This is a genomic window from Stygiolobus sp. CP859M (genome assembly GCF_037389975.1).
Lineage (GTDB): Archaea > Thermoproteota > Thermoprotei_A > Sulfolobales > Sulfolobaceae > Stygiolobus.
In genome coordinates, this window is sequence record NZ_JBBHKS010000008.1 from 1 (window position 1) to 26,828 (window position 26,828).

A 26,828-nucleotide genomic window follows, 5' to 3' on the forward strand; every position below is an offset into this window, starting at 1 on the left:
AGTTCGACTTGTCCCTTCCGGTTTGACATCTTTTCAGTGAGACGACGTCTAAAATTAAAAACTTCTCGCTAATACCGACTTCTAGGTATTACCTCCCTAAGATTCCCATAACTGCTGTAATTATCTCTTTTGTTGAGTGATTAAGTCATTGATACCTTTGATTACTAATTTTCTTAAGATATCGTTAGCTTCAATAGCATATTCTTTAAAGTCTCCTCGAAGATCTGTATTTCCGTTTATATTATCCTTCAAATGATTTAACACTGTGTTATACATTCTTTCAAAATCATTATCGTCTGTAATGAAAACAATCTTATCATAAATCCTACCACGTAATAACAAAAAGAGGTATACAAATACTAGCTGGTCATTTCTACTTGGCGTCTTGTTATATCCTTTGGACCTTAAGTTGCGTATATATTTACTAATGCCCTCGTAAATTAGTTGATTTTCCTTGATAATGTCATCGTTAAAAAGTAGATTAATATTGTTAAGTATTGTACAGTTCTTTCTGATTATATTTTCTATGCCAGATATGTAGTCGATTAAATCATCAGTTTTTTGGTTTAAAGCTATATGATTCCTAAGAGCTTCAAGATTAGAGTCGATTAATTTGCCCTCTAACTCTATAAAGAACCTCTTTGCGAGTATTTGCCTTATTCCACCTGGTAAGATCTGTCCATTATAGTACTTAGTTAGTATCTGATCATAGATTTGTTCAAAATTCTTTCTGATATCTTCAAGAACTCGTAGTTTATCTTCTACCCCTAGTTTATCCCAACCCTGTTTAGATAGTATCTTCGCATAAATCACATGGGAGGTTATATTATAAGCGTCGTAAATTATTGTCTCAAATTCCCTTAAATTGATATGAAGTATAACGCATTGTCCTTTACTTAACGAGTTAATAAAGTATTCAACAGCTGGATTTTCATTCAGAATTTCTCTATATATCCATTTTATAAGAATATTGGTATCTAAGAAAAAAGCTTCATTTTGACTCATTTTTAACCACATGAATCTTCGAAAAAAGATGATATCCTAAGGAGTCATTTGAGGGCATAGGTGTCCTATCGGCAACTAGTGCGTGTAATAATGCTCCGCTCAGCTCAGATATATAAGGGAATACTTCTTTTTTCTTTATATATATCAGTATAGGCATCCCGAAAAATCCTACTAGGAAATTAGCGATGTTGAATATATCTCTAATCCTAGAATCTTTTGTTTTTATGTTAGGATTGGTTATGTTAATCTTATGTAGTTTTAAGTATACTGTTGTTACGAAGCGTAAATACAACGAATAATAAGTGGTTATTAGGAAATTAGGGTTATCAGAATTTAATACCTCTTTGTAGAACTCCTCTTCATTTTTCTTCAACCCGTCAATAAGTTTTTGTAACTCGTTCATTACCATATTAACGTATTCTCCTATGGTTGTATTATTTTCAAGCATAGAGTTATATAATTCAAAATCCTCCTTTATTTTTTCAACTTCTTTTAACAGTATTTTTAAATTGTCTTTATCTTCATTTAGGATTAACATTAGCATACCCTCATATATCTCGAACAAATTCTCCTCATATTGCTTGACTAAATAATTTCGCATCTTCTCTAAGAGATGTACAGGAAAATTCCTATTCTTCATTTCGTTTGGAACCTTGTAATATTCCTCTAAAAGAAGAGAAAGATCAGCTGACATAGTTACCACTCTGTTATGCTATAGTACAACAGAATAGTACAAAAACTTTCTTCTAGCTATCCTAGAAACCTCAAGGACTACTTGAGTTGGAGGATGAAGGAAGCTAGGTTAGTGGTCAGGAATGATAAGGCTTTTCTAAAGGTGGTTTTTGAGAAAGAGGAGGAGAAAGTTGAGCCAAAGGAGAGTATTGCCGTAGATATTAACATGGCTGAGGTAGTTGTAGGGAAGGACGATACTCATTATGTTAGGATCCCAACTCGCCTTGATGAGGTTCACCGCTGGAAGTCTTTAGCCGAAAGGTTGCAGAAGAAATACCCAAGGAGGTGGAGGGAGAATAAGAGGATCCTTCATAGGATTCGCTCCTTCCACCAAAAGGCTAGGAGGGTCATGGAGGACTTTGCTAGGAAAGTGGGGAAGTGGGTCGTCGAAATTGCTGAAGGTTTCGGTGTTAACGTTATCAAGTTGGAGAGTCTTAAGAACCTCATCAAGAACGTAGATAAACTACCTAAGGGGTTCCTCGATAAGTTATATCTGATGCAGTACCGTCGTTTGCAGTACTGGATTGAGTGGCAAGCTAAGAAGCGAGGTATTCTAGTCCAGTATGTTAACCCCAGTTATTCATCAGTCTCTTGCCCTAAATGCGGTAGAAAGATGGTTGAGGTTTCTCACCGTTGGTTTAAGTGTTCTTGCGGCTATGAGAACGACCGTGACGTTATTGCTGTAGTTAATTTGCACAGGAGGGGTCTCTGACCCTCTCGACTGCCCCTCAAATGAGGGATGTAAACCCGAACCGATGAGGGGAACGATGAACCCCTGGGAGGAACCCTCGCCCTTCCAAGGCGTGGAGGAAGTCAGTGGCACTAGGAGCGATAGAGGGAATAAGAGATATGGTATAACTATCCCCTCAAAGCTCAAGGAGAAGGGGAAGGAATTATACGGTAAGGAGGTGATAGTAATTGTTATCCTACCAGATGATGAGGAGTAAATTAATTGGTTCTAAGGAAGCAATTGATAACTTCCAATTCGTGACTATAAATGGTAGGGTTGAGTTTGAGGACGTGGGTAAGGTAGATAGAATTGCTTACTCTCACTCAAAGGCTGTAAAGGCTATGATCAACTTGGCTTTAAGAGGAGTGTTTACCCGTGGTGTAACTCTTCCTTACTTTTAATTACTTCTAATTCCGTCACACACCTCTCCTAAGGGATCATGCACAGTCACCCTTAACTCATTGGGGCTGGCCGAGGGAAACACCACTGTCCTCCCATCCACACTTTTATCACTCCCATCCTCGTGAGCAGTGCCCGTCATCAGTTAGGGGGATCATCAGTAAAAGCACATTGTTATACTATATAAACACAACTTGTCAAAACGATATTTAGAAGTAATTAAAATTAACGAGTAGTTACGATGAAGCGTTACAATCTCTCATCTCAGCGTTTTTGCTGAATCATAAAACCCTATAACAGTTCGACCTCTCACACAACAAAAGCTTTAAAGTCTAACTTATAACAAAAGTCTCAATAATGAGAGTTATATTTGGAGACTCTAGAAATATGAAAGAAGTTGAGGATAATAGTGTTGGTTTAGTACTTACTTCTCCTCCATACTATAATGCACCTTTTGACTTTCCAGATCTTTTTCCTTCTTATGCCGATTACTTGAGCTTGTTGAATGGAGTGGGCAAGGAGATTTTTAGGGTCTTAGAGGAAGGTAGGGTCGCGGTTTTCGTTACAGCAGATGTTAGAATACACGGTGAACTTTATCCTATAGTCGCAGATTTAATAAAAATAATGCAAAGCTTGGGTTTTAAATATCAAGAGAGAATTATCTGGAAAAAACCAGAAGGTTATATCAGGATTAGTAGGAGGAGTGGGGTTCTCATTCAACATCCTTACCCTCTTTATTATTATCCAGATAATGTTTATGAAGATATAGTAGTGTTTAAAAAGCCTGGGAAACTTGTTCCTAGGAATAAGGAAGAAAGTAAAATAGATGTAAATAAATTTCAAAGGGAGAAATGGTATTTGAGTGTGTGGGAAATAACTAACGTACTGCCTAATAATAAATATTCGAAGTATACAGCACCGTTTCCAGAAGAGCTAGCTAGGAGAATTATTACGCTTTATTCTTACGTAGGGGATACAGTTCTAGACCCCTTTGCTGGGACTGGAACCACGTTGAAAGTCGCCAATGAATTGAAAAGAAACGCGATAGGCTATGAAATAGACTTAGAATTAAAGGATATAATCTTAGAAAGGATTGGTGTTAATACACTTTTCGGAAAACCGCAGATAGACGTAATTGAGAGAGAAGACGCTAAGAGATTAAGGACTAAGTTAAGGGAAAAAATTGAGGAAAAATTACAAAATAGATGATCTAAATTGATTCACCTTTGCGGTACAATAGAAGGTATTAAATATAAGCCGAAATTCCTGTTACCAGTTTTGCAAACTTATTACGATTTATCTGAAGGTATTAAGCATTCTTCTTCTTTTGTATATAAGAGATCTGGTAATGAGTTTGCTGTTAGCTGGTGGGTTTCTCCCAAGAGAACTAGATCTTATCCTTACGCAAGAGTTTATAACACTTTGCAGTTTTCTAAGGGCAAAATAGTTACAATAATACCTATTATGAAAGACGAAGGAGTTGACGGAGACAGGGATTTTATACAATGGGATACAGTTGCCCTTATGAGTTTATTAGGAGTTTATGTTATCATTGGTTATTATGTAAAAGCTAGCAAGAATCCTAAGTATAAAAATAAGGTAACTAGTCAGGAATTCGATTATGAATACCTAGAGAAAAAGTTTGACGAACTCTCCAATTATAGGTCAGATGCGTTACATTGGAACATGAATGAGTTATCAAACTTGAAACAGATAGGAGAGATGGCTTTAGAATCATATAAGAGAATTTCAAGTGAAACAAAAGTAACATTTCATGATTTAGCCTCTGCACGTAAAAGGATAGAAAAGGTCATGTCTGATGTAGAGGCTTTCAAGAATTTCTCTAGAACTTTATCTTTAAAAGCGCAGTATAGAGAAAGCATAACTCGCCAACCTAAAGAAAGAACCTATGGTAATAAAGGAACTATAGATATAAAGAATTATTTAGGCGGATTTTATCACTTTACTGTTGACGAGGTGTTCTTTAATTCTAAGAAAAATAAAATATGTTTAATCGAAGCTAAGAATACAAAGAATTCTGCTTTACCTTCTGAGGATGACATTAAAGATGGATTATTAAAGATGATATTGTATACGAATCTAAAGGATTTATATTATATTTCTGAGAAACAAGAAAAAATAAAAGTAAATGATTTTACGCCCATGCTCAGGCTTACTACTGAGAAGGAAGTGAATATGAGCAATAAGGATTACACTGTATTAAAATCACTCTTAGAAGAGGCTAAAGAAAATCATTTCGAAATATTATTTAACAATAAAAAAGTAAATAATTTTATAAATAATAACCTAGAGCTTATCGATTTCATATGCTAATTTTTTACATTTTCGATTGACTCTCCTTGCATTATTAGCTTCATATCAAGCTTGATAGGGAAAATCTACTCTTGTGATGATGGCTTTCCGCATTTAATAGCTGAAGAAAAAGGAGAAATCCAAGAAATATTAGAGAAATGGAAAGATAAGTGCGTTATTGAAATTTTTGATGAAGATACTAACAGACGTCTTATGATATATGTTTCCTACTTACAAGAAAATTAGTGACTTGTACATCCTAACATCTGACGGAATAAATATAACAATACAAGACATGGACTATCTACAAATAAATTGAATTATGTCGAGTTGAAATTTAATTTAAAATTCTAAAGTAGAGTAAGAAAGGAAGTAGAAATACGATATACTCAGATTTCTAGTGTTTACCCGTGGCGTAACTTTTCCTTACTTTTAATTATTTCTAATTCGGCCACATGACCCCTCTTAAGGGATCATACACAGTCACCCTTAACTCATTGGGGCTGGCCGAGGGAAACACCACTGTCCTCCCATCCACACTTTTATCACTCCCATCCTCGTGAGCAGTGCCCGTCATCAGTTAGGGGGAATCATCAGTAAAACTATTCGTAATACTATATAAACACAACTTGTCAAAACGATATTAAGGAGTAATTAAAAATAACTAATAGTTACGTAAATATGTTACAGACAGTAGGTTAACGTATATGTTGAGTTTTCGGCATCTTGATTTGGAAAAAACGCTTTAACTATAATTCACATTTACTTATTATGCACAAAGTAGAATGTAAGGACGTATTCGAAAAATGCGAAAAGAAACTTTCCGAGGCAATAACAAATCTAGGTATGACAATATTTTCCGTTATCGACCACGGTAAGAACGCGGATAGTGTTGGTCTAAAGCTGGGGAGGACGAAGCTAATCGTGTTTGGTAATCCCAATGCTGGGACACTATTAATGCAGGTGAATAGAGAAGTTGGCTATGATTTACCCTTAAGGATTTTAATATGGGAGGAAGGAGGCAGGGTTTTCCTTTCCTTTAAACTGCCGAGAGAGATAGCCAAGGAGCACGGGATAGAAAACAGGAAGTTGTGAAGAAGATGGATGCAGTGTTTAATAAGGTATTAGAAAGTGCGATTGGGTAATACCACACCGTCACTAAGATCGATATTTATGCTAGGATTTCGCTTTTTTCTCTATGAGGTTCTGCCCTAAATGCGGTTCAGCGATGTTCCCGAAAGGGAGATACTCAATATGTAAGAAGTGTGGATACAGAGAGAAAGGAGTTGAGAAAGTAGTCTTTACAGATAAGTTAGACCATTCTCATGAACGAACGTTGGTTGCTGAAGGACAAAAGATCATGGGAAACGTATCGCTAGTGCTTTGCCCCAAGTGTGGAAATGCTGTGGGCTTCAGGATAGGTAGGAATCTATATAGATGTAGAGCGTGTGGTTATGTATTCAATATGAAATAGTTGAAAATACAAAAGTAGATAGAATAAGGAAAATGTCTACATAGGCGGTAATTATCTTCAAGAAATAATAAAAAAATAAGAATACTACAGTGTTAGACTATTTGTCCCAATTCGGCTACGTAGAAAGTCAGCCCTCAGAAACGCAACAAATAACTACGACGTCGACATATTCTACTACTTTCACCTCGTCTACTTCTGCACAGACTACAGAAACTGTTACTACGAACACTACGCAAACAGCTTTCCCGAGCTCATCTACAACTAATGTTAGTTCTTCAACAGCAATCATTACGTCGAGTAACAGTACAACTAAGTCACTAGTTACGTCTCCTCAATTACAATCAACATCTACAAGATCAAACAATACTCCGTTAGAAATAGCTACCTTTATAGTAATTCTATCAGTAGCTGGTTTAATTATAATCAGACTCGTGGAAAAAAATAGGCAAAAAAGGTAGTAGGTAAAAGGTATTATTCTATATTTTACTTCTTTTTCCTCAAAAAGTCAGATATTACATGTCTCACATCGTAGAAAAATATATTCTTATGAGGACATGAATTTACGCATTCTCCTATTCCTATACACTTTATTGATTTCATCTCTCCTTTCTTTATGAACTCTCCTCTCATGTCATTAATCCCTACAGGACAAGCGTTTGCACAGTCTACTGTCTTGCAGTTGACACAAACTTGTGGGTCTCTAACTTTCAGCCTGAATAAACCTATTCTACTGATAGCCTGATTGAACACTCCCCAGTAACACCAACCTTGGGTTACACAAGCAAAAGTACCCATGAACGGTATCGATATAAATACTATGTACCACACAATATCGAAGGCTATGAAGTAGATCAAAACAGTTATATCCACTCCCTCCACTGTGAACGATAAAATCCCTTGGTTGCTTAGGTAGGAAATAATAGCTGCGATCAAGACTAGTAGGGATATCGATAAACCTATGATCCTATACCATTTAGGGGACTTACTCGTAAGTGTTTTTCTCCCTAACTTGGAACTCCTGTTGTAGACCTTGAGGGAATCATAAAAATTACCTTGGTACATTAAAGGTGCAGTACATGTTACAGCGCATACGTTTCTAGAACCGAAAAGGAAACTCAATACTCCGAATATTACATACGTACCGATAATTGCCATCAAGAAGGCGTTAGTGACACCTCCAAGAGTTCCTATTCCCATACTCCACATGTAAGGTATAAATTGCATTTGAGAAGATATAGGTGAGAAATTAGGTAGGTAAATTGAGTATATAGCGTAAGCGAGTATCATCAATATCATTCTAATCCTTACTTCTCTTACCTTCATCTCTAACATTTTCTTAAATGCTAAGAATCCCATTTCTATTCCCATCATTATTAAGAACCATACGCTTCCTAACACAGAACCGACTATGTCTATCCCGTCCCATAAGACGTTCCAAGGTGTGTTCGGACTAAGCCAGGGTAAGGTCAATGAGGAAATGAAACCTTGAATCCCGGGAGAAAATACACCTTCAAGAAAGTCTAAAACAGCACCCATGAAATACTCCATCACGAAGGTGGTGAATATTATTGCAAATGCAACCTTTGCGTTTCTCAGGTAGTTTGCCTTAATGGGGTTCGGTCCCGAGAGAGTCCTATAGATAAACCAGAACATCGCGATGCCCATTGATATGTCGAAAAGGGTCAGTGAGTTTATCAGGAAGTAAACAAACTCGCCAATCATCATTAAGGCGAATATACTCATAAGCTCTATAACGGTGAACGTATCTTGAGTTGCTCTCAGGCGTTGAGAGTATAACGTTTCGTAAATGACTATTGTAGCAGCGATCATTATAAATGCTGAAGCGTAGAACGAGTACAACCCTGCTACTGCAGGGAACCACGGCATCAATAGTAGGGTCGCAATCAAATATTTTCTCAGGGTAGGATCTGAGTCTTTCTTTATTGCTAAAGTAAATACCATCTCGGCGACCATCACCCCCACAAACCAGACGTTATTTATGGCTTGGTCAATTGTTGCGGGGCTACCGCTTTGAAGCGTGTAAATTAGAGCCCCCATTACCGCTTCTGACACTACCATAAGGATTGAAAACGGAATGTAGATTACTTCCTTCCTCTTTATGTCTCCTTTGAAGGTCAAAATAGGATATAAGGCAAAGAACATGTAAGCCCCGTTTATTATTAGAAATAGGAACGCTGACTTGTAGACCAAGTAGAGGTAGCCGCCTAAGTTCATAGTCAACATCATACCTTGTAAATATAGAGAGATCAAGACTCTATTTCTACTCTTCCATCTCTCAACCTCATATACGGTATAAAACACTACAACGATCATCGATAATGCAATAAACAGGGAAAGTAGGAAGGCGTCATTCATATGTAATCACAGATTATTTACTATGAATACATTATAAAAATTTTGCTTTAATTGTTAAACTTATTTGAATTATAACGAAATTATTATTCTTTCTCCAGAATCACCCATGCACTGAATTTACCCTTCCCTTTCTTTTTCACGTTTGTAAAGAGGGAAAAGAACTCCTCAGGAGAAAGAGACCTAGGATCCTTTCCTACTTTACCTAGTCTGACTGTGACGTAAGCTTTACCGCCTTTCTTCAAAACTCTTTCAATGTCCATAGCCAGTTCCCTATGCAAAACCGTACAACATAACACGTCTTTTGACAGCACGAAATCGACAGATCCCGAAGGGATAATACTCAAGTCCCTGCTAACATAAGTCACAACGTTGTTCATGCCTAGAGACTTCAGTTTTCTTTGTAGTTTCTCAATAGACCTTTTGTCAGAGTCCACAGCGTAGACCGTCCCCTTTTCTCCAACTAGTTTCGCCATAGGAATAGTGTAGAAACCTGGACCTGAACCGTGATCAAGGACTGTCATACCCTCTTTAATAAACTCTCTTAAAATTGAGTAAGGATTTTCAAACAATCGGCGTAAGGGGGAGGATAGGATAAATGATGGAATATGTCTGTCAGGTGTTTCAGTCTGAACCATAATTATATTACACTCTTTTTCTCAAAATACTTTTTCTCAAGATTTTATGACACGCGCAATGAAGGAAGTAAAGATACTCATTATGGGATTGTCTACGTGCCCCGTTAATTCGCAAAATTGTGGAAGTTAGTATAAGATATGTTTCTTAATTTTCTCGTATAATTCTATGTTTTTGGTTTTGACCACCTCCTCGTTAATCTTTTTGAGGTTTTCGAGGATTTGTGATGGATCTTTAAGTTCAGAAGTCCCTAAAGGAGTCTCGGCATAAACTTTTCCGTTCTTCACCAATAATCTTATTTTCGAGAACTGACTTCCCATCATGACCTCGTAGGATACTTCTTCAGCTATAATTAACGAATCGTCTGTCGCGGCAATGCTTATCCACGATCCTTGATAACAGAAGCCTAATCCGTCTTTTCTAATTTCTATTCTCTTATACATAAAAAGTATTAATGATTTGAAAATTAAAAAATTTTAATAATTAGCAGTGAATTTAAGGACTGTTAGACGTGGTTAATTTTGTAATTTTGAAATAATTTCTGAAGAAACAATAGGTTCAGTCAATCTTATTCCCGATCGATTTTGATCTTACTCTTATGACGCTCTTAAACCAGATATTGAGTTCAGCCTCAGGTCTCAGTTCAATTATCTCAACAGCCGCTTTAGTTTGGACTATCTATTACTACCGTAAGCAAACGGATTTGCTCAAGACCCAGATAGACGAGCTGAAAAAGCAATCCCTCATTCAAGAATGCCTTCAGATGAGGGATTCCACCATTCGCTTACACGAAGTTTTAACACCTTTAATGATAGACGAGATCAACGAGATCTATAATTTTAGAGAGGAATTAAATAAGATATGTTCATCTCAAATTACCTGCATGACCTACGTACATAACATATTTTCAAGACAAGAAGAGATCAATGAGATCAGGGAGAAAATACAGAGATTATTACGGGATTTAAAAAGCCTTAGGGTAGAAGATGAAAGGTTCAAGAATTATGAAGCCTTTCTAGAGGATATTATAAACTCTATTTGTAATTTACCATATTCCTCGAAAGGTGGAGAATGCGAACTTTTGAGCGAAATTGATCAAATGAAAGAGGAATATGCCGAGATAATAAAAGTAATAGACGTGCTTTTGGCTGAAGATGTAAAAGGTAGTACAATGAGTGAGGAAGGACTTATGAAAGAAGTGCTGTCGTTTAAAATCGAGGATTTAATAGACGTCTTGGACAAAACTTCCTTTCTAATTGACGGTGAATGCGGGGGTAAGTTATGTAAAGAAGTCTTTCCATTGAGTGAGTTAGTAAGCGGTAAAATGAACCCGCTAAAAGAGATGATTGAAGAACCTAAGGGTTTTTGTGAGAAATACGGTTTAAAGATCGTTTGTGAGGAATATAAAGGCATTTTGGATAATGTAAAAAGTATATTGTATGACGTGGAGAAGTCTAAAGTGTTTTACTCACTCCTTTACCTCAACTGGTTAACCTCGCGGTTTAAGACTTTGATAAACACCCTACAATTGCCTTTAGAAGTCGACATCAAGGTGAGGATGAAAGCGGAACTAGAAAGGATAACTTGTATAACAGGTAGGACGTGAGTTTAAGGGAAAAAGAAGTGTAGGTTAGACTGCACTCGTCCTTAATAGACAGTGAATTTTTAAGCATTAAGATAATTACAAGGCGATGAAATTTACAAAGAGGTTTAAGGAGGAAGATGAAGTCCACGGAACATATGAACTTTTCAGCGAACTCTTTGTATCCAGACTGGGTAATATATTGGGGCTCCCAGTACTGGAGGTAAGTCTGACTCACGAGGGTTTAGTAATGGAGTATTTGCCTAGAAAGGTCATAAGTCCTTCTGATATTAGAAACCTTGCTCAGCTTAAGAAAGCTCTACCTTTTGAGGAATGGGTTCTGAACATAGACCTCAAACAAGACCACCTAATGGCTGACGAGGAGGACAACGGATATATTATAGACCACGGGCACTCGTTACTCTCTTGGAAACCCCTCTACTACGTCTACGAAATAATAAATAAGCCTGTCACGAGGTTCAACCTCTGGAGTGATGAATATCACTTTAAGGAAGGTGTGGAAATAATACGTTCATTAGACAAGAAGTCTAGGGACGTGTTATTGAAGGAGAGCGTAAACGAGGTATTAAGCTATCGAAAGCTTGATTCATCACTTGTTAACGACTTTTTGGAAGTGAGTTCAAAGATCCTTGACTATAGAGAGAAGCTTTTGTGTTCTTTCAAAAATTAGGAAAAATTATAATAATTGACAGTTAAAAAAGGGATTGTGGACGTTATTTTTGCAAGAGGGTTAATCAAGAGTTTTAGAGGAAAATTAGTCTTAAAAGGTCTCACTTTTTCCGTTAAGAAGGGTTCAATTACGGGCTTTGTGGGACCTAATGGAGCTGGAAAGACTACGACTATAAAGATCCTTTCCGGACTACTCAGGAAGGACAAAGGAGAGGTATATGTCTTGGAGGAAGACCCGTGGGATAATCCACGTCTTAGGAAAAAGGTGTCCGTTATCTTTACTAAGCTACCTTACCCTTCTAATGATACAATTAGGGAATATCTGGAGGACTTGAACAGCGTATTTCACGGAGACTTAGCTAGGCTGATTAAGGAATTCAACCTTCAGGACCACATGAGAAAGAGAGTCTCTCAACTCTCATCAGGACAAGCACAGAAAATACAGCTGATAGCTTCACTATTGAAAAACCCAGAGTTAGTAATAGCTGACGAGCCTACAGCCAACCTAGATCCTCAAGCAAGGATAGAGTTTTACGACATGGTTAAAGCTCTTGCACGAGATTACGGGGTCACCTTTTTCATATCATCCCATATACTCTCAGAATTAGAGAAAGTAATTGATCATGTTGTCTTTATAGATGACGGGATGATAAAGGCTCTTGGAGAACTCTCTTATGTGGAGTCCATGGTCAAAGGTGAGGAAATTCTAATCCTCGTGAGAGACAAAGAAAGGGCTTTACAAGTACTCAAAGACTTTAACCCGGTAGTCGACGGTCCCTACATTAAAGTCAGGAACGAGATGAGGAAGGTAATTGACATTCTTGACGACAACCATGTGGAAGTGTTGAGTGTCAGGAAGGTGAGTCTGGATGACGTCTTCAGAAAGCTTTCAGGTGTTTAAAATACTTTTTAAGGAGAGGTACAAAGACCCGACGTTACAGATGATCCTGCCGACTATGTTAGTGGGGTACGTCTTTATCCCCTCATTCCTGATAAGAGGAAACTTCCTTAATTATGCTCTGGTTTTAGCGAATATACCAGTCATAAGCATTCCAGAGACGGTAGCCGTAGCTTTGGCGTTAAGGAACATAGTGTTCGTCTTCGGAGACCACATGAACTCAGGCAGTATAATATCTTTCCTAATGATGCCCGTAAAGAGAAGGGCTTTCTTTTTCATGAGCTACTTCAATGACGTAATTGTACCTTACCTCATGTGGTTAGGGACTTATTTCTGGTACTTATACGAATTATCTCTTATCAACAACCTCACATTGTTTATGGGATTAATTTATACAGCCGGTTATTTCTTCTCTACATCAGTGATACTGTTCTACACCGTCCTCTTAAGGACTAACGGGGCGGCAACTCTAGCCTCAATGTTTACTCTAGGCTCAATTTTCATTATCGGAGGGATTGGAAATTATGAAATAATAATAGGAGGGATAAATTACAATTCCTTGAATATTACCTCCTTCATGAACGTTTATCCGTTAATCTTGGCTTACTCCATCAATCCTTCGACCTATTTCACGGTAATCCCTTATGCGATAACGGGTGTCTGGGTGGACTTCATACTAGCTCTGGTGTTGTTCTTGATATCTTACCTTAAGTTTAGGGTGATGGAGTTTTGATCAGGTTGGGTTTACTTTTACTAACATTAGGACTGACTATGGTCTTCTTATCCCTTACTACCATAAGCGGTAATACGCAAACTACAGTGAACTTCCTTCACTCGTATGGTATTAATATACCCTCTTTCGTTACCAGTGTGAGTGTTAACCTAGTCGAGAACAAAAGCGATGTAAATGCTATAATCTTGATACTTAACGGCTCGTCAATTACAACCGTAACAACTCCCTATTCAGGTTGTCTAAGTAGTGGGGATTACCATTTTGTCGTCTTGAAAGAGATCAATACCACGACCGGGAAAGCACTTAATACCTCTCAGTATTATAACGTAACACTGTTCTTCAAGATCACGAAGGCTTATGTGGTGAGCAACCCAAAGGCAGTGCTGATTCAAGGGGTAATATTATCGCTTGTCGGATCTGTCTTGTTGGTGAGGGATATATATAAACATTTTTATGTAAAAGGAAGTTGATGTGAGAAAGGTTTGTGTTTCCCGTGGCTTAACTTATCCTTTAATTCAACCACGTGACCCGTCTCAAGGGCTCATACACCTTCACCCTTAATTCATTGGGGCTAGTAGAAGAAAACACCACTACCCTCCCATCCATTCTTATCAATCCCATCCTCGTTAGCAAAGCCCGTCATCATTTAGGGAGATCATCAATAGAAAATTCATTGAGAATTTTATATAAACATTTCTCAAGGTAATATTCAGAAGTGATTAAAATAACAGCAGTTATGGGACTTTAACGTAACTTAAAGATTTTCATCAGTCCCGACGATCCACCTAAATAACGTTCAACGAACCTGAGGAACGCCTCCACGCTCCTCAGGTTCAGCTCCCCTATCAGCTCCCTGACAACGTCGGTCATCATGGTGAAGATCGTGAGGTAACCCTGAAGCCTCTCTCTCCTCCAGAACGAGGAGTCCTCCAGTCCAACGGCCTTGACATCTCTGTGAAGCTCCTCGATCTCCCACCTCATCCTCCAAACCTCCTCCATCTCCTCCTCGCCGAGCGAGAGATCGGTCGTGTAGAGGTACTTCTCGCGTGTCCCGGAGTCACTTTTATATTCCCGGACTAGCAATTTTACTGTAGTCACTCGGTCTCCCAAGGTCAGGTCGGCGTAGTAGACTCCGGGGGTATCTCACTCGGAGGTGTCCCTCCACCTCCTCGAGGGTCCCTCAGGCCGACTCGACCCTGAGCTTGGTTGGACTTGAGCTCAGACACCACGTTGTCCTTCACGAGCTTCTCTGACTAGTACTACGAGTCGAAGACTACCTTGGACACGCGGAAGTACCCCTTGAGCACGTCCAACACCTTCCTGACCAAGTCGATCTTGGTCTTGAACTGGGTGACCATCCCCAAATCCAACATCTTCCTCACGGCGTAGGGGAAACCATGAACGTCCTGCCCGTGGAGATGTCCACTATGGCGACCGTGAGGAGCTTGACCCTCTCGAACCTCCGGTGGGCGTGGCAGTAGATCCAGTAGTTTCCGTGGGGGCTCACGTCCTTCCCTCTGGAGTACTCCTTGTGGTCCACGGTGTCGTCTATGATTACAGCAACCTCACCCTTCACCAGTCCCGATAGGACCTCCAGCCTCCACGCGTCGTGGAGCTCTCCCAACGCCTCTAGCAGGTTTGCGTAGTCTAACCCGAACGTCTCAGCAGCATTCTTCACGCTGGCCCTACCACCTAGCAGGGTCATGAGGACTATCGCCAACCCGACCTTCCTGCTCCTCCCGTTCCTCCTGACCACGCCCAGAACTTGGTTGACCGCCTTGACCAGCCTCTCCTTAGCCAGTTCGACCTGTCCCTTTCGGTTTGACATTTTCATCTTTTCAGTGGGACGACGTCTAAAATTAAAAACTTCTCGCTAATACTGACTTCTTAGTATTACCTCCCTAAGATTCTCATAACTGCTGTATTTAATTGAAAGTGGTTAAAAGGCAATTAGCTTAAAATAATAAGTGGTAAATACTATTTAGAATGCCAGTAATAGTAAGGAAAACTCATGAAAAAGATGGAAAGAAAATTTACATAAGAATTGGGGAAAGTCCTCCTGCAGTAAAGGAAGGCAAAATAAAGGAAGGTGCTTTCTTTATTATAGTAGGCGATGATAAAGGAGAGAAAAAAATAAGATTAACAGATCAAGAAGCATTAGATGTAGCCTATAGAATGATAACAATTTATCAAATGCACATCAGAGTTTACAGAAAATTGGATAAAATGACGTATCAAGAATATAAACATAGAATGGAAAATATTAAGAAAGAGGAAGAAAAGGAGCTAGAAAACGATATAATAAAATTTCTAATTAGGTCTGGCGGAGAGGCAACTATTGAGGAAATAAGGGACTTACTAGGAGCTAAACACGCCGATTATCTTCATGTGATGGAAAAGAATGGTTTAGTTATTCTAAAGGGTAATAAAGTCTCGATAAACATGGGAGGAAAGTTAGATGAAAAAACAGTATGATATAATAGTTCAATATACGATTTAACGTGAAACAAATAGCTGATTTGCACATATAATGGTGCTATTTTGCGTAATGCTTTTTATAAAGTTATGATATAATTTACTATTGATTAGTAACCACGATATCACTAGATGATAAATATTCCTTAAACCTATTAAACCTTTTAATATAAACTGTTAAATATGAAAGATAGTGTCGTCGTTAAGCTACAAATTCTGGGATTAACCTTCTTTTCGACAAGACTAGGGCTATGGAGTACATCATGGTGCGCTCCTATTTACTGCCTTCGTTGCTCTCTTGAATCTAATTAGCCTATCCCTTAATGAGGAATGAAAGGACTCGTTAGGGTTAACCGGCGAGACAACCGTGCGGTCTTTCAACAAGTTATAATCATCGCTCACCCATCTACCCTCTTCAGGCAAATACTTTTTAACCTCAAGGAAAGTTCTCTCATCCCTATCCCCCACAGAGTAAATGAGGTAAACTCCCAGCTTCGTGTACACGTAACAAGTGAAAACCCACTTGTAAAAAGCCCTAGTATTCTTGTAGAAGTAAGTCCACATCTCGTCAACAACCTTAGCAACAACCTTACCCTTGACCAACTCCTTAGCCCTACCCCACAACTCAACCAACTTCTCATACTTTTTCCTACCATAACGCTTAATCCAAGTGAAAACAGTACCAAGAGGTACGTTAAGGCTAGAAATAGCCCTCATACTCATACCATTAGCATACATTCTCAAAGCCTCCTCCCTCAACTTCCTAGAATGATAACTAGCATCACCCAAGAAGTACTTACCACAATCCCTACACAAAAACTTCTGCCTACCCAAAGGCCTACCACACTTAACAACGTGATGACTACCACAAGAGGGACAAGAAACGTCTTGCCTAAATACAGGCTTCCTACCCGTCAGTGATACTCGTTATACAAATATAGATAACTTAACGACGACACTATCTCCACACTCTTTACTTAAATAATAACAAATATTATGTAGAAATATAATTATTAGTTTCAAGTTTTTTACTTACGATAAATTTAAAAGCAACGGGATAAATAGAGTATTTAGGGTTACCCAAAATGATAGGACTAAGCGAAATCTTAAATCCTTCTACTGGTCTTTCAGTCTCAGAAATCCTCCTGATATCATTGATACTGGGAATGCTACACGGTGCTACACCGGACGAACATACGTGGCCTATAACTTTCAGTTACGCTATAGGAAAATACAGTACGAAGGGAGGGATGAAAGCAGGATTCCTATTCTCAGCTGGATTCACCGCACAAAGGGCTCTGTTGACCACTCTCGGTTATATAGGCCTAGCTGCGATTTATAAAGAGTACAACTTAGACGGTCCAGTATACGTAATCGTAGGTTTCGTAATGGCTATAGCAGGTTCTTATATCCTCAAGGGAAGGTACTTACATTTGCCGATAGACGCTTTAATGAAGCATGGAAGTCACGAAATCCCTAAGGATGTGCCATTAAGAATGACAGTTGTACATGGTTTAATTGCTGGCTTCGGTTTTGGTGCTTACGCATCGATAATAACTTTCGTACTCGCCCCGCAGTTACCTAGTGTTATTTACTCTCCTCTCCCAGGTTTGATGTTCGGTATAGGCACGATGATCATGCAGATAATATTTGGAGCAATATTCGGAAATATATTGAGGGCTAAGAAGGCTAGCGAAGAACAGATCACTTATGTAGCTAGGAAGTCTGCAGGCAGGGTGTTATATTACGGCGGGTTGGTGTTCATGGTAGTCGGTGCACTGATAATAGCATTGCCGCAGACAGACAACTTTGCAATCTCAACCGGGATTTCAATTCCTAACCTCGACGCTATAGATGTCGGCTTCCTGTTGGTAGTAATGACTGTTGGACTCATAGGTTTACTGAGTATAATAACGAGCTTTAGAGAAGCCTTCAAGACTACAAGCCAAGGAGAAAAAGGAGTAATGAAGAGGACTGTGTAGACATAACCTCGTTTTTGAAACGTGAAAGGTTTTATAAACTCGTCCTCTATTTGCGTTGTAACGAGTAATAAATTAAGTAAGACACCAAACCGTAAGAAAGATGAGCTATTATGTACGGTAATGTGATCGTGTAAGGTAGGAGGATTAAATGAATTGGTAAACTGAAAATGGATAGGACGGAAGAACCGAAAAGTAGTCCGAGTACTATCGAAGACGGTATACTGTTTGGTCTTATACCACTCGCCTCAATAATAGTTACCCCGATTGTAAAAACAACTACAGCCACTATTATGTGAAGAAATACGCCTAATAATATTGAGGACATGTGAGTTAGGTGATAAGAAATATCCGTAAATATAGATAGGTCGTCTATAAAGAAAAATAATTCAAAAATTCCTCCAGCCAAACCGGATATTAACTTATCGAAAAACATTATTGGATTAAAGACTAATTCTATGTTTAAAAGATTATTCACCGAGAATGAAGACTGAAGTAGAAAGACTAAGTATTATAGTGAGAAATTTTAGAAAATATGAGGTAACTATTGTACGTGAAGAAATACCCTAATATTTCTTATTTTTCATACATCCCTTATTTTTCGCCATATCTTAAGTGGCTTTGTGAGTTTAATGACGAAGTCCTTAATGAAGTTAAGGATGAACTAGGAATTAGGTGTTAAGGGAATCCGGTTTTTAAACCTCCACTACAAGATTTACATCGTGATTAAGGTAGGTACTTGCGGTTTCACCTATAAACACTTCAGGTATTTCGACACCTTAGAGGTACAACAAACATTTTACGACATTGTTAGTGACATTCAATTGCAAAAATGGAGGAAGTTAGCTGAAGAAAACAATGTAGAGCTCACAATAAAGGCGCTACAAATAATAACTCACGAATATAACACGAGTACCTACAAGAGAATGAAACATAAGTTCGGAGATGCTAAAAATTACGGGTCGTTTAAGGATACTAAGGAAGTTAAGGAAGCTACTGAGATCACGTTAAGGGAGGCAAAGGAGTTGAACGCTAAGATAGTCATTTTCCAGTCTCCTGCGTCCTTTAAACCGTCCGACCGTAACGCTAGGGCTGTCATAGACTATTTCTCCATCCTTGACAAGAAATTCAAATATGGTTGGGAACCTAGGGGAGAATGGTATAGTGAGCTGGAGTTATTGAGGAAGGTCGTAGAGGAGTCCGGTGTAATCCACGTAGTAGACCCCTTCAAGCACACTTCATTAACAACGGTGAAATACTACAGACTTCACGGTAAAGGAAAAGGTGAAGTGAACTATTCTTACAAGTATACCGACGACGACCTCAAAGTATTGAAGAACATGGTGACCGACGGGTCGTACGTAATGTTCAATAACATCTACTCTTTTGATGATGCATTACGATTTAAGAAGTTACTCTCTACCAAGTAATAAAAAATCACTTAGTTTTGAGGATCCTAATTCTAAAAGTGTTACCATCTCTTTTTATTTCGCACGGATAACCTCTAGACTCGCAGATCATTGGTATTGAAAGCTCTGCTGGTTCGTTATCACTTATAATCTCAATAACTTCACCCTCTTTCATCTGATTAAGTCTTTTTACGATCTCTATCTGGGGCTCCGGACAAGGTTCTCCTCTTAGGTCAAGTATTAAGTCTGGTTTGTCTTTCTTTATTTTTTCATTCATTAAATTATACTTTCAATAAAAAACTAAATATATTCCCGCTTTATAAACTAACAGTTTAGATTTGATAAAAATTATACAAAATAAACGATTTACTCCTAATTTTTAATTCATTCAGGGCTGATTTCTTGAGAAGTATTACTGAGTGCGTATTTTTCGAGTTTAGTCATCAACACTTCATCTATATATACTGCGTAAAGTGTTGCTCTGACTGTATCGAGTAAACTTACTAGTTCAAGAATAGCGTCCTGTCCTTGTATTATTCGTCCTTTGTAATTCACATTTATTTTCACAATTTTTCCGTTTTTAATTAATATTCTTCCATTTACGTCTTCTCCTTTTATTACTACTATTCCGTATTCTACGTCTACGCTTGCCTTTGTTATCTTTGGTAATATTTGGCTAAATGTGCCTTGTTCTTCCAGTAGTTTTGTGGGTGTTATACCTTCTATTCCAATGTCGTTCTGGGTCTTAAGATAGTATTTTATGTACGGTAATATGTGATCTTCTACCATATGTTGAGCTAAGGCGAAAGGACTCCTCCCTAGTATTTTATCTAGACCAGATACTTTGTAGTCAGCAGTCATAATTATTCTTACAAGCGTTTCCATAGGCTTTATTGCCTTGGTTTGGAGTTTCATTTCCCAAGTAAATTTCTGGTCTTTTGTCCATCCTCTATAAATTACACCCTCTGACGAGTATACTGGCCCTTCCATTTCCCCTTCAAAGAAGTTCATCTTTGTGTCCGGTGTACCGAAGATGTATATTACTAAGAACTTGTTCGAGAAGCCTGAAAGTGAAGAAGGTGTCACATATTTTCTTTCTTTTTGGTCATAAACTTGTAGTATGTTGATATGACCAAAGACTCCGGTGAGGAGGAAGGGATCTGTCAGTAAGCTTACTACTCTATCCTTAGAAGTTTGGATTGTAACATCGTGTGAATAAACACCCATAACTATCCCTTGACATGAGTCATATACATACTAGTATTTAAATTTAGCTTAAATTTGTTCTAATATAATAATTAAAATATGTTGGCGAAATTTAGATAGTTTTAACAACAAAGTCAATTTAGTGATGAAAATGAAGAGAAGAGACTTAATTAGGTTGTCGATGATAGCTGAAGGAGCAGTTGCTGTATCTCCATTATTTACTCCACTCTTAAATTATATGGGATTTTACTATAAGGAGTTACAAGTTATATCTAAAAATTGTCTAATTGCTAGCAATCAATACGTTAGGTCTTGAAGGATTTCCTAGAACAGATAATCCTACTCCTCATCATCCGGTAGGATGACAATTACTATCACCTCCTTTTCCAACAAGCCCTTAATCTTCTCATGAACTCCCTTAGGAACGTATATTGCGTATTTTGGGTCTCCGTATTTGTCATGGCCCATTGAGAATATTTTTGAATGGAATGTAACTTGAACCACAATTGATTATTTAAAGTAAAGGTTATAAGCTTTACTTACAAAAATTAATCGAAGAGTGCCACTATGAACTCGATGAGCAATGTGAGGGGGAGGATGGGTTCGATGAGGCTCCCTTTGTCCTCGAAGGGAGTGGTTTAACTCCCGTATACGGCATGGGGAGGGAAATAAGGGGCATGAGGACGAGAGGTTGAATACAAATTCATGAAATCTCAATGAAAGTCCGATTTCCTACTGACGGTGTTGTCTTTATTCCATGGATTGCTTGTTCAACCGGCATAGCTAAGTACGTTTTAGTTCTAACTGTACCTCTACTATTCAGCTCTACCAGTGCCTTAAAGAACGCATCTATATTATCTACCTCAACTATGTTAACGAAATCATAATCACCGAATAATACATATTGCTCCTTGACCTTGGTCCCCACTTTGCTGAGTTCTTCGTTGACCTCTTTTATTCTTTCTAGCTTGTCTACTATTGTTTCAGCTCCCTTGTCTGTTAGGTTAGAAAGCACTACAAACGTTGTCATTAACTATAGTTTAAGAAAAACGTTCTCATATATTTTTCTAGTATTTAAAAATTATAATTATATAAATGTATTTACAAGAATTAATGTATTTATGTACTTAAGGAATATTACTAAACTTACACGCTCTACGAGAGAAGACTCTTTTATGCCTAAAAAAGAAAGAGTTAAGAACAAGATTTCCGTAGACAATAGAAAAGTAATTATTTATTATCTAGTTCTCTCAACTATAACTTGAACTATGGACAACTTGTATTTTAACGCTTCATTTAAACTATCCTCTATATCTTCAGGCCGCTCAACTAACTTAAAATATCCACCAAAACTTTTTACAGTCTCCCCTATGTTATATCTTCTAAAATCTGCCCCAGGGTAAATTTTTTTAGCCTTTGCTAAGCCCTCTGGAAATGCTTCGTCTACAGCCTCAGCACTAGCTAACCATCCCCCGTTATCATAGATTACTACTAGTACATCACCTCCATATGTTGTAACTGTGTAATAAAAGGCCTCAGGAACCCCGAAAATGAAACCACCATCACCGGTTGTAACTACTACTTTCCTTCCACTAGCAATAGAATAACCTACACCACCCCCTAATGCCCAACCTAAGTGACCGAAGCCTGGATCTGCGAAATATTGTCCGAAAGCTAGGCGTGCGTATTTGGGATTAAATTGATACTCGTTAAATATGACTAGGCCTAACTTGCCCACGTAATACGATAATAACTTGGGATGAACAACCTTCATTTTTTTGAGCTTCTCAATCTCCTCTGCCTTCTTCTTTTCTTGTTCAGTATGGAGTTCTTTAATCCTCTCTTTCAGTTCCTTCTTTTCGGATAGCTTCAGTTTAGAGAAGAACTCTGATACCGTAGACTGTACACATAGGTCGCAAGGGAAACCATAAAACGGTATATAAGAATATGAGGGATCAACGTCGACCCTTATTACTTTTCCCTTAACTTTCACCTTTTTAGGGATCCAAGGTACCTCAGATTCAACTACTATGACCAAGTCGGCTTGAGATAGGTCGTAATAGTCTACTCCCATCTCACCTTCATAATTTACCACTTCACCTACGTAATTCAGAACCGGGATACCAACCTCGTCAGCAAAGGACTTCAAGCTATCGAACCACTCTTTCTTCCTCCCAGCTCTCCATGTGACAATAACGGGGTTTCGGCTTTCCTCTATTAACTTCTTAGCCTTGACCAAATCCTCCTCCCTAACACCCGGAGAAAAAGTAGCTAAAGGTCTCTCGTACCTTCTCTCAGTTTTTTCTACACTTACCTCTCTGGGAATCATGAGGTAAACCGGCCCAGCAGGTTCGCTAAACGCTAACTGAAAAGCCCTGTTTACGGCTTTTTCCACCTGCTCGGCACGCCTTATCTCGAAGTCCCACTTAACCCACTGTCTGACGACTTCACCTTGATCCCTAGCTTCCTGAGTCCAATGAATACGTAAATTCCTACTAACTGTACTCCCATCTTCCGTGTAAGGGCTTCTCCCGGCTATTACTATAAGGGGGATACGGGAAGTGTAAGCGTTAATGATTATACCCAATGCGTTTGCTGTTCCGGGCAGTGTATGGAGTGCAACGACTCCTATTTTTCCCGCTAAAGAATAACCTAGAGCAGCTGATGCAGCTGTTATCTCGTGGGGTACTACTATAAAATCGGGCAAGGACGGGTCTCTTACTTTTTCCTCGATGAAAGCAGCATAATCAGTACCCGAGACCATGAATATCTTGTCAACGCCCATTTCCTTTAACTTAGAAAGGAGTATTCTAGCACCGCTTTCCATGCCTACATATCGTATTTTTACAATATATATTGATTGGTGTAAAAAAGAGGAAAAAGTATAACGCTTTAACGTTTATATTCGAAACCGTGAGAATCTTGGTACGCGTTTATGGAATAAAATAAAGTGAGGTTTTTCTATTCTGTCATAGAATACAAGCGTCTACCATCATCGGCAATAGTTAATATGAAAAATTAGGTTTTAACGACACTACGTAAAAATTATTTGGTTCGCCGTTTAACACTTGGCGGATATGAGACATTAGACGAAAGTAGGGAAGAAAAATCCATAACCTTTAATTTACTGTATACCTGAAGTCTTTTATGAACTTAGTCGGTGAGTCTCTTTTTTCTTGTAATCACTGTCCCAGACTGATGAATTACGTTCAGTCCATAGTCCCTCCACCGCGGTTTAAGTTATGGAATTACTGGGCAAAACCTGTCCCAGGCTTTGGTGATCCAAACGCTAGAATCCTTATTGTAGGACTTGCCCCCGCTGCCCATGGTGGTAACAGGACTGGGAGAGCTTTCACTGGAGACCAATCCGGGCAATGGGTAGTCAGGGGACTTTACGAAATAGGTCTCGCCAACAAACCGGAAAGTGTTTCGCGTGATGATGGTCTTATACTAAAATGCGTATACGTGACTAATGCTGTGAAGTGTGTTCCTCCCAAGAATAAACCCACTAATGACGAAATAAAGAAATGTTCGTTAAACTGGTTACTAAAGGAAATTAACTCTTTGAAGCATCTCAAGGTCATTATCCCCTTAGGTAGGATAGCGTTTTATAGCGTGTCAATATTATTGGGAGTAAAAGCTGATTTCGAGCACGGTAAAGAGATCGAAGTGGGAAAATATAAGGTGTTAGCTAGCTATCACGTGAGTGCACAGAATACGAGGACTGGAAGACTCAACTGGGAAGACTGGTTGAAAATTTTGAGGAGAGCTAAAGAGTTAGCTGAATGTTAGAGAGGATGCAGTCAAATTAGAGATAGAATTAAGTGGTTTATTATACTATGTGCTGAGATGTAAATAACTTAAGTCGAATAAGTATAATAACTTAACACACAAGTTTGCGTCGTGAAGTACGTAAACCAAGTAAAAAATCCCCACGGGACTGTCGTAGTAGATTGCTTTCAGACCCTCATTTCACTTTTAAGAACGTGCTCGGAGCTGACAAAGTCGAGACTCAAAACGGTAAAATTAAGGCTGAAATACCACTTAGGGGATTATTCTTTCTACGATATAATTTAGTAATTTATTCCACAAGGTTCTCGTCACGTAGTAGTATTAAATACGTCATGGAGATCGCCGATTTCGAAAAGCCCCGATTAGGCGAATTGGAATTTAGTGTTAGCAAGTGTTGGTTGAAGGTAAAGTTTGTTGCCGATCTCCCTATTGAGATTGTCTTAGCTAAGCAGCTGTTGAAAAAAGTAAAAACTTTTGAAGAGAATTTTGAAGAAATTATCACACTAGAAAGAATAGAAAGAAAGATTTAGAGGGTAACGATTAAAAAGGTTTAACTTTTCCTTTTTTCTTCTTTTTAATTCTCACTCAGATGCTGTAGGAGTGACTATTTCCTCTCTAGATGCCTCCTCTAAGTTTTTGTCCTTGGACTCAGGGACAAATATCACCGTAAATAAAGTCCTTTGTAACTTTTATCGGTCTTAAAGTATCTTTTCTATAAATAGTCAAGTTCTTATGTTGATTTACTACTATATAGCCTCTCTCATTCATACCTAGATTAAGTATTAATAAGGAAGGATAGATATAATACTTTAGTTCAAATCGCGTAATAATTAGGATAGTTAATTTAAATTGAAATGTAAGCTACGTATATATACACCACTTGTTAATCCATTATCCTGACGTCTTGTTAACTCTGTTAATGCTCCTAATGTAAGTCATTAGGAATACAGTTATTTTTAATTATAATTAAAAATTATGACCCATGTGTTTATTACGAGTTGTTAATGTAGATAGACCAGTTCTTACAAATGATGTGGTATTTGTCAATCATGACGACTTCGTAAAACTCGGAGACGAGACATACTTAAGGGTTTTAGCTTCTGACAAGAAATGGGACGAGATTAGTAAAAGTTACTTTTACTTTATCGTGAATAAGCTAAGGGCTCTAGGTTTACTTATAGACAACGCTTTGTCCTTTAAAGTCCTGTTACCTTATAAGCCCTCATATAGTGGTCTCTCAGTTACAGAAGGAATAGCATTCGTAACACAAGACAAGAAACTTATCTATTATAACGCTGAAAATGAAACGTATAGGTGCGGAAGATGTCCAGTAAATTCTGAATGTCTTTTAGGAGCAAAGTCTTTGGCTAGGGAAATGGAGGTAAAAATAAGGAACGAAGAGCTAGATACAGCTTGGCTCTCAGTGATCGAAAGTGTTAAGTCTCAAGTTATGACTAATCTACGTTTCCTAAGGGCTAAAGCAGATCTAGAAGAAGTAAAGGTGAAGGCGGTTGAGTATGCTAAAGAGCGTTTATAAACTATCCCTTTTGACGAGTCTACCACTCGTTGTAACATTCTCTCTCGGTCTAGCTAGAGCTCTTGCAGATGCTGGAAAAATCAAGGTCAGTTTCTCAGATGGCTTCCTCTACCTTCACGTGACCTTTGCTGTAATAACTGGTATGTTGTCACTTGCTCTGTTTAAGCTAGCTTACAATACCGGTCTTCTCTTCCCACGTCTCCTAGCTTCCGTTAACCTTATCGCAATAGGAATAGCAGGGATTTCGGGACTGACTGTTCTATTGATGCGTAACGATTTGTTAGCCACCCTAATGCTTTACTCTTTTGAAGTCTCTTTCGGCGTCTCCTCCGTACTCATAGGATATCTTTACTGTTTCTATCGTCATCTTTCTGAGAGATGTTGAATATCTTTTTCGTGACATAAGAGTAATAACCGGTTGTGAGCCGTTTAAGTCCTTCTGGTATCAGCAGTTATGGGAATCTTAGGGAGGTAATACCAAGAAGTCGGTATTAGCGAGAAGTTTTTAATTTTAGACGTCTTCATACTGAAAAGATGTCAAACGGAAAAGGACAAATCGAGTTAGCTAAGGAGAAGTTGATCAAGGCGGTCAACCAAGTTCTGGGCGTGATCAGGAGGAACGGGAGGAGCAGGAAGGTCGGGTTGGCACTCGTCTTGATGGTCCTGCTAGGTGGGAGGGCCAGCGTGAAGAATGCTGCTGAGACGTTCGGGTTGGACTACGCAAACCTGCTGGAGGCGTTGGGGGAACTCGAAGACGCGTGGAGGGACTACTTGAAGGTCCTGTCGGGGCTGGTGAAGGGTGAGGTTGTCGTCATCATAGACGACACCGTGGACCACAAGGAGTACTCCAGAGGAAAGGACGTGA

Annotated in this window: 31 protein-coding genes and 6 pseudogenes; 22 read left to right on the plus strand and 15 right to left on the minus strand. The window is 38.6% G+C overall.

Annotated elements, in window-relative coordinates; translation table 11 throughout:
* Window positions 1-120: 120 nt before the first annotated feature.
* Both WIW72_RS03530 and WIW72_RS03535 read right to left on the minus strand, forming a co-directional pair.
* Window positions 121-1,005 carry a hypothetical protein gene (locus WIW72_RS03530; protein WP_337700466.1) on the minus strand — a complete coding sequence of 295 codons (885 nt, stop codon included), beginning with the start codon at window positions 1,003-1,005 and terminating at the stop codon, window positions 121-123.
* Window positions 992-1,699: a hypothetical protein gene (locus tag WIW72_RS03535; RefSeq protein ID WP_337700468.1), complete on the minus strand. Its 708-nt coding sequence runs from the start codon at window positions 1,697-1,699 to the stop codon at window positions 992-994. Before WIW72_RS03535 ends, WIW72_RS03530 begins: the two co-directional genes overlap by 14 nt.
* 57 nt (window positions 1,700-1,756) lie before the next feature.
* Between WIW72_RS03535 and WIW72_RS03540 the strand changes: the two are divergent.
* The 3 genes and pseudogenes from WIW72_RS03540 to WIW72_RS03550 form a co-directional block, all read left to right on the plus strand.
* A pseudogene (locus tag WIW72_RS03540) lies at window positions 1,757-2,496 on the plus strand (RNA-guided endonuclease TnpB family protein); the annotation flags it as partial.
* A gap of 8 nt (window positions 2,497-2,504) precedes the next feature.
* The gene (locus WIW72_RS03545) at window positions 2,505-2,684 is read left to right on the plus strand and encodes a hypothetical protein (protein WP_337700470.1); all 180 of its coding nucleotides are present in this window, start codon (window positions 2,505-2,507) and stop codon (window positions 2,682-2,684) included.
* A complete protein-coding gene (locus WIW72_RS03550; RefSeq protein WP_337700554.1) occupies window positions 2,656-2,868 on the plus strand; it encodes a hypothetical protein in 213 nt (70 codons plus the stop codon). The genes WIW72_RS03545 and WIW72_RS03550 overlap by 29 nt, the downstream gene beginning before the upstream one ends.
* Here the strand turns inward: WIW72_RS03550 and WIW72_RS03555 are convergent.
* A pseudogene (locus tag WIW72_RS03555) lies at window positions 2,837-3,024 on the minus strand (hypothetical protein). The gene WIW72_RS03550 and the pseudogene WIW72_RS03555 overlap by 32 nt on opposite strands.
* Before the next feature lie 199 nt (window positions 3,025-3,223).
* Here WIW72_RS03555 and WIW72_RS03560 point away from each other — a divergent pair.
* Together WIW72_RS03560 and WIW72_RS03565 are read left to right on the plus strand one after the other, a co-directional pair.
* Window positions 3,224-4,075, plus strand: coding sequence for a DNA-methyltransferase (locus WIW72_RS03560; RefSeq protein ID WP_337700471.1), 852 nt, complete (start codon window positions 3,224-3,226; stop codon window positions 4,073-4,075).
* Between the two features lie 69 nt (window positions 4,076-4,144).
* Window positions 4,145-5,200 carry a hypothetical protein gene (locus WIW72_RS03565; protein ID WP_337700473.1) on the plus strand — a complete coding sequence of 352 codons (1,056 nt, stop codon included), beginning with the start codon at window positions 4,145-4,147 and terminating at the stop codon, window positions 5,198-5,200.
* Window positions 5,201-5,583: 383 nt separating this feature from the next.
* Here WIW72_RS03565 and WIW72_RS03570 read toward each other — a convergent pair.
* Window positions 5,584-5,807, minus strand: a pseudogene (locus tag WIW72_RS03570) (hypothetical protein).
* 143 nt (window positions 5,808-5,950) lie between these two features.
* On the opposite strand from WIW72_RS03570, the gene WIW72_RS03575 reads away from it, so the two are divergent.
* The 3 genes from WIW72_RS03575 (at window position 5,951) to WIW72_RS03585 (ending at window position 7,111) form a co-directional block, all read left to right on the plus strand.
* On the plus strand, window positions 5,951-6,274 hold the full coding sequence (locus WIW72_RS03575; protein ID WP_337700475.1) for a DUF302 domain-containing protein: 324 nt from the start codon (window positions 5,951-5,953) through the stop codon (window positions 6,272-6,274).
* Window positions 6,275-6,377: 103 nt separating this feature from the next.
* Window positions 6,378-6,653 carry a transcription factor S4 gene (gene tfs4 / locus WIW72_RS03580; protein WP_337700477.1) on the plus strand — a complete coding sequence of 92 codons (276 nt, stop codon included), beginning with the start codon at window positions 6,378-6,380 and terminating at the stop codon, window positions 6,651-6,653.
* A gap of 89 nt (window positions 6,654-6,742) precedes the next feature.
* On the plus strand, window positions 6,743-7,111 hold the full coding sequence (locus tag WIW72_RS03585; RefSeq protein ID WP_337721231.1) for a hypothetical protein: 369 nt from the start codon (window positions 6,743-6,745) through the stop codon (window positions 7,109-7,111).
* Between the two features lie 25 nt (window positions 7,112-7,136).
* Here the strand turns inward: WIW72_RS03585 and WIW72_RS03590 are convergent, their stop codons facing one another.
* The 3 genes from WIW72_RS03590 to WIW72_RS03600 all read right to left on the minus strand — a co-directional run bounded on the left by WIW72_RS03590 (window position 7,137) and on the right by WIW72_RS03600 (window position 10,105).
* The gene (locus WIW72_RS03590) at window positions 7,137-9,029 is read right to left on the minus strand and encodes a 4Fe-4S binding protein (protein WP_337700480.1); all 1,893 of its coding nucleotides are present in this window, start codon (window positions 9,027-9,029) and stop codon (window positions 7,137-7,139) included.
* Between the two features lie 83 nt (window positions 9,030-9,112).
* Window positions 9,113-9,664, minus strand: coding sequence for a class I SAM-dependent methyltransferase (locus tag WIW72_RS03595; protein ID WP_337700483.1), 552 nt, complete (start codon window positions 9,662-9,664; stop codon window positions 9,113-9,115).
* Between the two features lie 126 nt (window positions 9,665-9,790).
* Window positions 9,791-10,105, minus strand: a complete 315-nt coding sequence (locus tag WIW72_RS03600) for a hypothetical protein (RefSeq protein WP_337700485.1) — start codon at window positions 10,103-10,105, stop codon at window positions 9,791-9,793.
* Between the two features lie 155 nt (window positions 10,106-10,260).
* Here WIW72_RS03600 and WIW72_RS03605 point away from each other — a divergent pair, with 155 nt between their 5' ends.
* The 5 genes from WIW72_RS03605 to WIW72_RS03625 all read left to right on the plus strand — a co-directional run bounded on the left by WIW72_RS03605 (window position 10,261) and on the right by WIW72_RS03625 (window position 14,035).
* Complete coding sequence (locus WIW72_RS03605; protein ID WP_337700487.1) at window positions 10,261-11,268, plus strand: hypothetical protein; 1,008 nt, start codon at window positions 10,261-10,263, stop codon at window positions 11,266-11,268.
* A gap of 85 nt (window positions 11,269-11,353) precedes the next feature.
* Window positions 11,354-11,935: a hypothetical protein gene (locus WIW72_RS03610; RefSeq protein WP_337700489.1), complete on the plus strand. Its 582-nt coding sequence runs from the start codon at window positions 11,354-11,356 to the stop codon at window positions 11,933-11,935.
* Window positions 11,936-11,971: 36 nt separating this feature from the next.
* Entirely contained in the window at window positions 11,972-12,835 is an 864-nt protein-coding gene (locus WIW72_RS03615) for an ABC transporter ATP-binding protein (RefSeq protein WP_443294811.1), read from the plus strand.
* Complete coding sequence (locus tag WIW72_RS03620; RefSeq protein ID WP_337700491.1) at window positions 12,804-13,565, plus strand: hypothetical protein; 762 nt, start codon at window positions 12,804-12,806, stop codon at window positions 13,563-13,565. The genes WIW72_RS03615 and WIW72_RS03620 overlap by 32 nt, the downstream gene beginning before the upstream one ends.
* Window positions 13,562-14,035 (plus strand): hypothetical protein, encoded by a 474-nt coding sequence (locus WIW72_RS03625; protein ID WP_337700493.1) that lies wholly within the window; start codon window positions 13,562-13,564, stop codon window positions 14,033-14,035. Before WIW72_RS03620 ends, WIW72_RS03625 begins: the two co-directional genes overlap by 4 nt.
* Before the next feature lie 274 nt (window positions 14,036-14,309).
* Here the strand turns inward: WIW72_RS03625 and WIW72_RS03630 are convergent.
* Window positions 14,310-15,393: pseudogene (locus tag WIW72_RS03630) on the minus strand (IS701 family transposase).
* A 158-nt stretch (window positions 15,394-15,551) separates the two neighbouring features.
* Here WIW72_RS03630 and WIW72_RS03635 point away from each other — a divergent pair.
* The gene (locus tag WIW72_RS03635) at window positions 15,552-16,040 is read left to right on the plus strand and encodes a hypothetical protein (RefSeq protein ID WP_337700495.1); all 489 of its coding nucleotides are present in this window, start codon (window positions 15,552-15,554) and stop codon (window positions 16,038-16,040) included.
* 202 nt (window positions 16,041-16,242) lie between these two features.
* Here WIW72_RS03635 and WIW72_RS03640 read toward each other — a convergent pair.
* A pseudogene (locus tag WIW72_RS03640) lies at window positions 16,243-16,958 on the minus strand (IS1/IS1595 family N-terminal zinc-binding domain-containing protein).
* 167 nt (window positions 16,959-17,125) lie between these two features.
* Between WIW72_RS03640 and WIW72_RS03645 the strand changes: the two are divergent.
* Window positions 17,126-18,022 (plus strand): hypothetical protein, encoded by an 897-nt coding sequence (locus WIW72_RS03645; protein WP_337700496.1) that lies wholly within the window; start codon window positions 17,126-17,128, stop codon window positions 18,020-18,022.
* A 46-nt stretch (window positions 18,023-18,068) separates the two neighbouring features.
* Here WIW72_RS03645 and WIW72_RS03650 read toward each other — a convergent pair whose 3' ends face one another.
* The gene (locus WIW72_RS03650; protein ID WP_337700499.1) at window positions 18,069-18,455 is read right to left on the minus strand and encodes a hypothetical protein; all 387 of its coding nucleotides are present in this window, start codon (window positions 18,453-18,455) and stop codon (window positions 18,069-18,071) included.
* Window positions 18,456-18,741: 286 nt separating this feature from the next.
* Here WIW72_RS03650 and WIW72_RS03655 point away from each other — a divergent pair, with 286 nt between their 5' ends.
* Window positions 18,742-19,449: a DUF72 domain-containing protein gene (locus WIW72_RS03655; RefSeq protein ID WP_337700501.1), complete on the plus strand. Its 708-nt coding sequence runs from the start codon at window positions 18,742-18,744 to the stop codon at window positions 19,447-19,449.
* 7 nt (window positions 19,450-19,456) lie between these two features.
* Here the strand turns inward: WIW72_RS03655 and WIW72_RS03660 are convergent, their stop codons facing one another.
* Together WIW72_RS03660 and WIW72_RS03665 are read right to left on the minus strand one after the other, a co-directional pair.
* Window positions 19,457-19,705, minus strand: a complete 249-nt coding sequence (locus WIW72_RS03660) for a sulfurtransferase TusA family protein (RefSeq protein ID WP_337700502.1) — start codon at window positions 19,703-19,705, stop codon at window positions 19,457-19,459.
* Between the two features lie 107 nt (window positions 19,706-19,812).
* Entirely contained in the window at window positions 19,813-20,655 is an 843-nt protein-coding gene (locus tag WIW72_RS03665; RefSeq protein WP_337700504.1) for a hypothetical protein, read from the minus strand.
* A 130-nt stretch (window positions 20,656-20,785) separates the two neighbouring features.
* Between WIW72_RS03665 and WIW72_RS03670 the strand changes: the two genes are divergently transcribed.
* Window positions 20,786-20,950, plus strand: coding sequence for a hypothetical protein (locus WIW72_RS03670; protein ID WP_337700506.1), 165 nt, complete (start codon window positions 20,786-20,788; stop codon window positions 20,948-20,950).
* Between the two features lie 23 nt (window positions 20,951-20,973).
* Here WIW72_RS03670 and WIW72_RS03675 read toward each other — a convergent pair whose 3' ends face one another.
* From WIW72_RS03675 to WIW72_RS03685, 3 genes are all read right to left on the minus strand, one after another.
* Window positions 20,974-21,138: a hypothetical protein gene (locus WIW72_RS03675; RefSeq protein ID WP_187146850.1), complete on the minus strand. Its 165-nt coding sequence runs from the start codon at window positions 21,136-21,138 to the stop codon at window positions 20,974-20,976.
* A gap of 199 nt (window positions 21,139-21,337) precedes the next feature.
* Window positions 21,338-21,664: a GYD domain-containing protein gene (locus tag WIW72_RS03680; protein ID WP_337700507.1), complete on the minus strand. Its 327-nt coding sequence runs from the start codon at window positions 21,662-21,664 to the stop codon at window positions 21,338-21,340.
* A 207-nt stretch (window positions 21,665-21,871) separates the two neighbouring features.
* Entirely contained in the window at window positions 21,872-23,461 is a 1,590-nt protein-coding gene (locus WIW72_RS03685) for a thiamine pyrophosphate-requiring protein (protein ID WP_337700509.1), read from the minus strand.
* A 320-nt stretch (window positions 23,462-23,781) separates the two neighbouring features.
* Between WIW72_RS03685 and WIW72_RS03690 the strand changes: the two genes are divergently transcribed.
* The 5 genes and pseudogenes from WIW72_RS03690 to WIW72_RS03710 form a co-directional block, all read left to right on the plus strand.
* Entirely contained in the window at window positions 23,782-24,426 is a 645-nt protein-coding gene (locus WIW72_RS03690; protein WP_337700510.1) for a uracil-DNA glycosylase, read from the plus strand.
* Between the two features lie 161 nt (window positions 24,427-24,587).
* Window positions 24,588-24,956, plus strand: coding sequence for an STK_08120 family protein (locus WIW72_RS03695; protein WP_337700512.1), 369 nt, complete (start codon window positions 24,588-24,590; stop codon window positions 24,954-24,956).
* Window positions 24,957-25,408: 452 nt separating this feature from the next.
* Complete coding sequence (locus WIW72_RS03700) at window positions 25,409-25,963, plus strand: hypothetical protein (RefSeq protein WP_337700515.1); 555 nt, start codon at window positions 25,409-25,411, stop codon at window positions 25,961-25,963.
* A complete protein-coding gene (locus tag WIW72_RS03705) occupies window positions 25,944-26,348 on the plus strand; it encodes a hypothetical protein (RefSeq protein WP_337700517.1) in 405 nt (134 codons plus the stop codon). The genes WIW72_RS03700 and WIW72_RS03705 overlap by 20 nt, the downstream gene beginning before the upstream one ends.
* A 149-nt stretch (window positions 26,349-26,497) precedes the next feature.
* Window positions 26,498-26,828 (plus strand): annotated as a pseudogene (locus WIW72_RS03710) (IS701 family transposase); the annotation flags it as partial.

Excerpts from the sequence above, each read along its gene's own strand:
- WIW72_RS03530 (WP_337700466.1), bottom strand. The coding sequence starts at position 1,005 with ATGAGTCAAAATGAAGCTTTTTTCTTAGATACCAATATTCTTATAAAA.
- WIW72_RS03535 (WP_337700468.1), bottom strand. The coding sequence starts at position 1,699 with ATGTCAGCTGATCTTTCTCTTCTTTTAGAGGAATATTACAAGGTTCCA.
- WIW72_RS03545 (WP_337700470.1), top strand. The coding sequence starts at position 2,505 with ATGAACCCCTGGGAGGAACCCTCGCCCTTCCAAGGCGTGGAGGAAGTC.
- WIW72_RS03560 (WP_337700471.1), top strand. The coding sequence starts at position 3,224 with ATGAGAGTTATATTTGGAGACTCTAGAAATATGAAAGAAGTTGAGGAT.
- WIW72_RS03575 (WP_337700475.1), top strand. The coding sequence starts at position 5,951 with ATGCACAAAGTAGAATGTAAGGACGTATTCGAAAAATGCGAAAAGAAA.
- tfs4 (WP_337700477.1), top strand. The coding sequence starts at position 6,378 with ATGAGGTTCTGCCCTAAATGCGGTTCAGCGATGTTCCCGAAAGGGAGA.
- WIW72_RS03590 (WP_337700480.1), bottom strand. The coding sequence starts at position 9,029 with ATGAATGACGCCTTCCTACTTTCCCTGTTTATTGCATTATCGATGATC.
- WIW72_RS03595 (WP_337700483.1), bottom strand. The coding sequence starts at position 9,664 with ATGGTTCAGACTGAAACACCTGACAGACATATTCCATCATTTATCCTA.
- WIW72_RS03600 (WP_337700485.1), bottom strand. The coding sequence starts at position 10,105 with ATGTATAAGAGAATAGAAATTAGAAAAGACGGATTAGGCTTCTGTTAT.
- WIW72_RS03605 (WP_337700487.1), top strand. The coding sequence starts at position 10,261 with ATGACGCTCTTAAACCAGATATTGAGTTCAGCCTCAGGTCTCAGTTCA.
- WIW72_RS03610 (WP_337700489.1), top strand. The coding sequence starts at position 11,354 with ATGAAATTTACAAAGAGGTTTAAGGAGGAAGATGAAGTCCACGGAACA.
- WIW72_RS03620 (WP_337700491.1), top strand. The coding sequence starts at position 12,804 with ATGACGTCTTCAGAAAGCTTTCAGGTGTTTAAAATACTTTTTAAGGAG.
- WIW72_RS03635 (WP_337700495.1), top strand. The coding sequence starts at position 15,552 with ATGCCAGTAATAGTAAGGAAAACTCATGAAAAAGATGGAAAGAAAATT.
- WIW72_RS03645 (WP_337700496.1), top strand. The coding sequence starts at position 17,126 with ATGATAGGACTAAGCGAAATCTTAAATCCTTCTACTGGTCTTTCAGTC.
- WIW72_RS03650 (WP_337700499.1), bottom strand. The coding sequence starts at position 18,455 with ATGTTTTTCGATAAGTTAATATCCGGTTTGGCTGGAGGAATTTTTGAA.
- WIW72_RS03660 (WP_337700502.1), bottom strand. The coding sequence starts at position 19,705 with ATGAATGAAAAAATAAAGAAAGACAAACCAGACTTAATACTTGACCTA.
- WIW72_RS03665 (WP_337700504.1), bottom strand. The coding sequence starts at position 20,655 with ATGGGTGTTTATTCACACGATGTTACAATCCAAACTTCTAAGGATAGA.
- WIW72_RS03670 (WP_337700506.1), top strand. The coding sequence starts at position 20,786 with ATGAAGAGAAGAGACTTAATTAGGTTGTCGATGATAGCTGAAGGAGCA.
- WIW72_RS03680 (WP_337700507.1), bottom strand. The coding sequence starts at position 21,664 with ATGACAACGTTTGTAGTGCTTTCTAACCTAACAGACAAGGGAGCTGAA.
- WIW72_RS03685 (WP_337700509.1), bottom strand. The coding sequence starts at position 23,461 with ATGGAAAGCGGTGCTAGAATACTCCTTTCTAAGTTAAAGGAAATGGGC.
- WIW72_RS03690 (WP_337700510.1), top strand. The coding sequence starts at position 23,782 with ATGAACTTAGTCGGTGAGTCTCTTTTTTCTTGTAATCACTGTCCCAGA.
- WIW72_RS03700 (WP_337700515.1), top strand. The coding sequence starts at position 25,409 with ATGTGTTTATTACGAGTTGTTAATGTAGATAGACCAGTTCTTACAAAT.
- WIW72_RS03705 (WP_337700517.1), top strand. The coding sequence starts at position 25,944 with ATGCTAAAGAGCGTTTATAAACTATCCCTTTTGACGAGTCTACCACTC.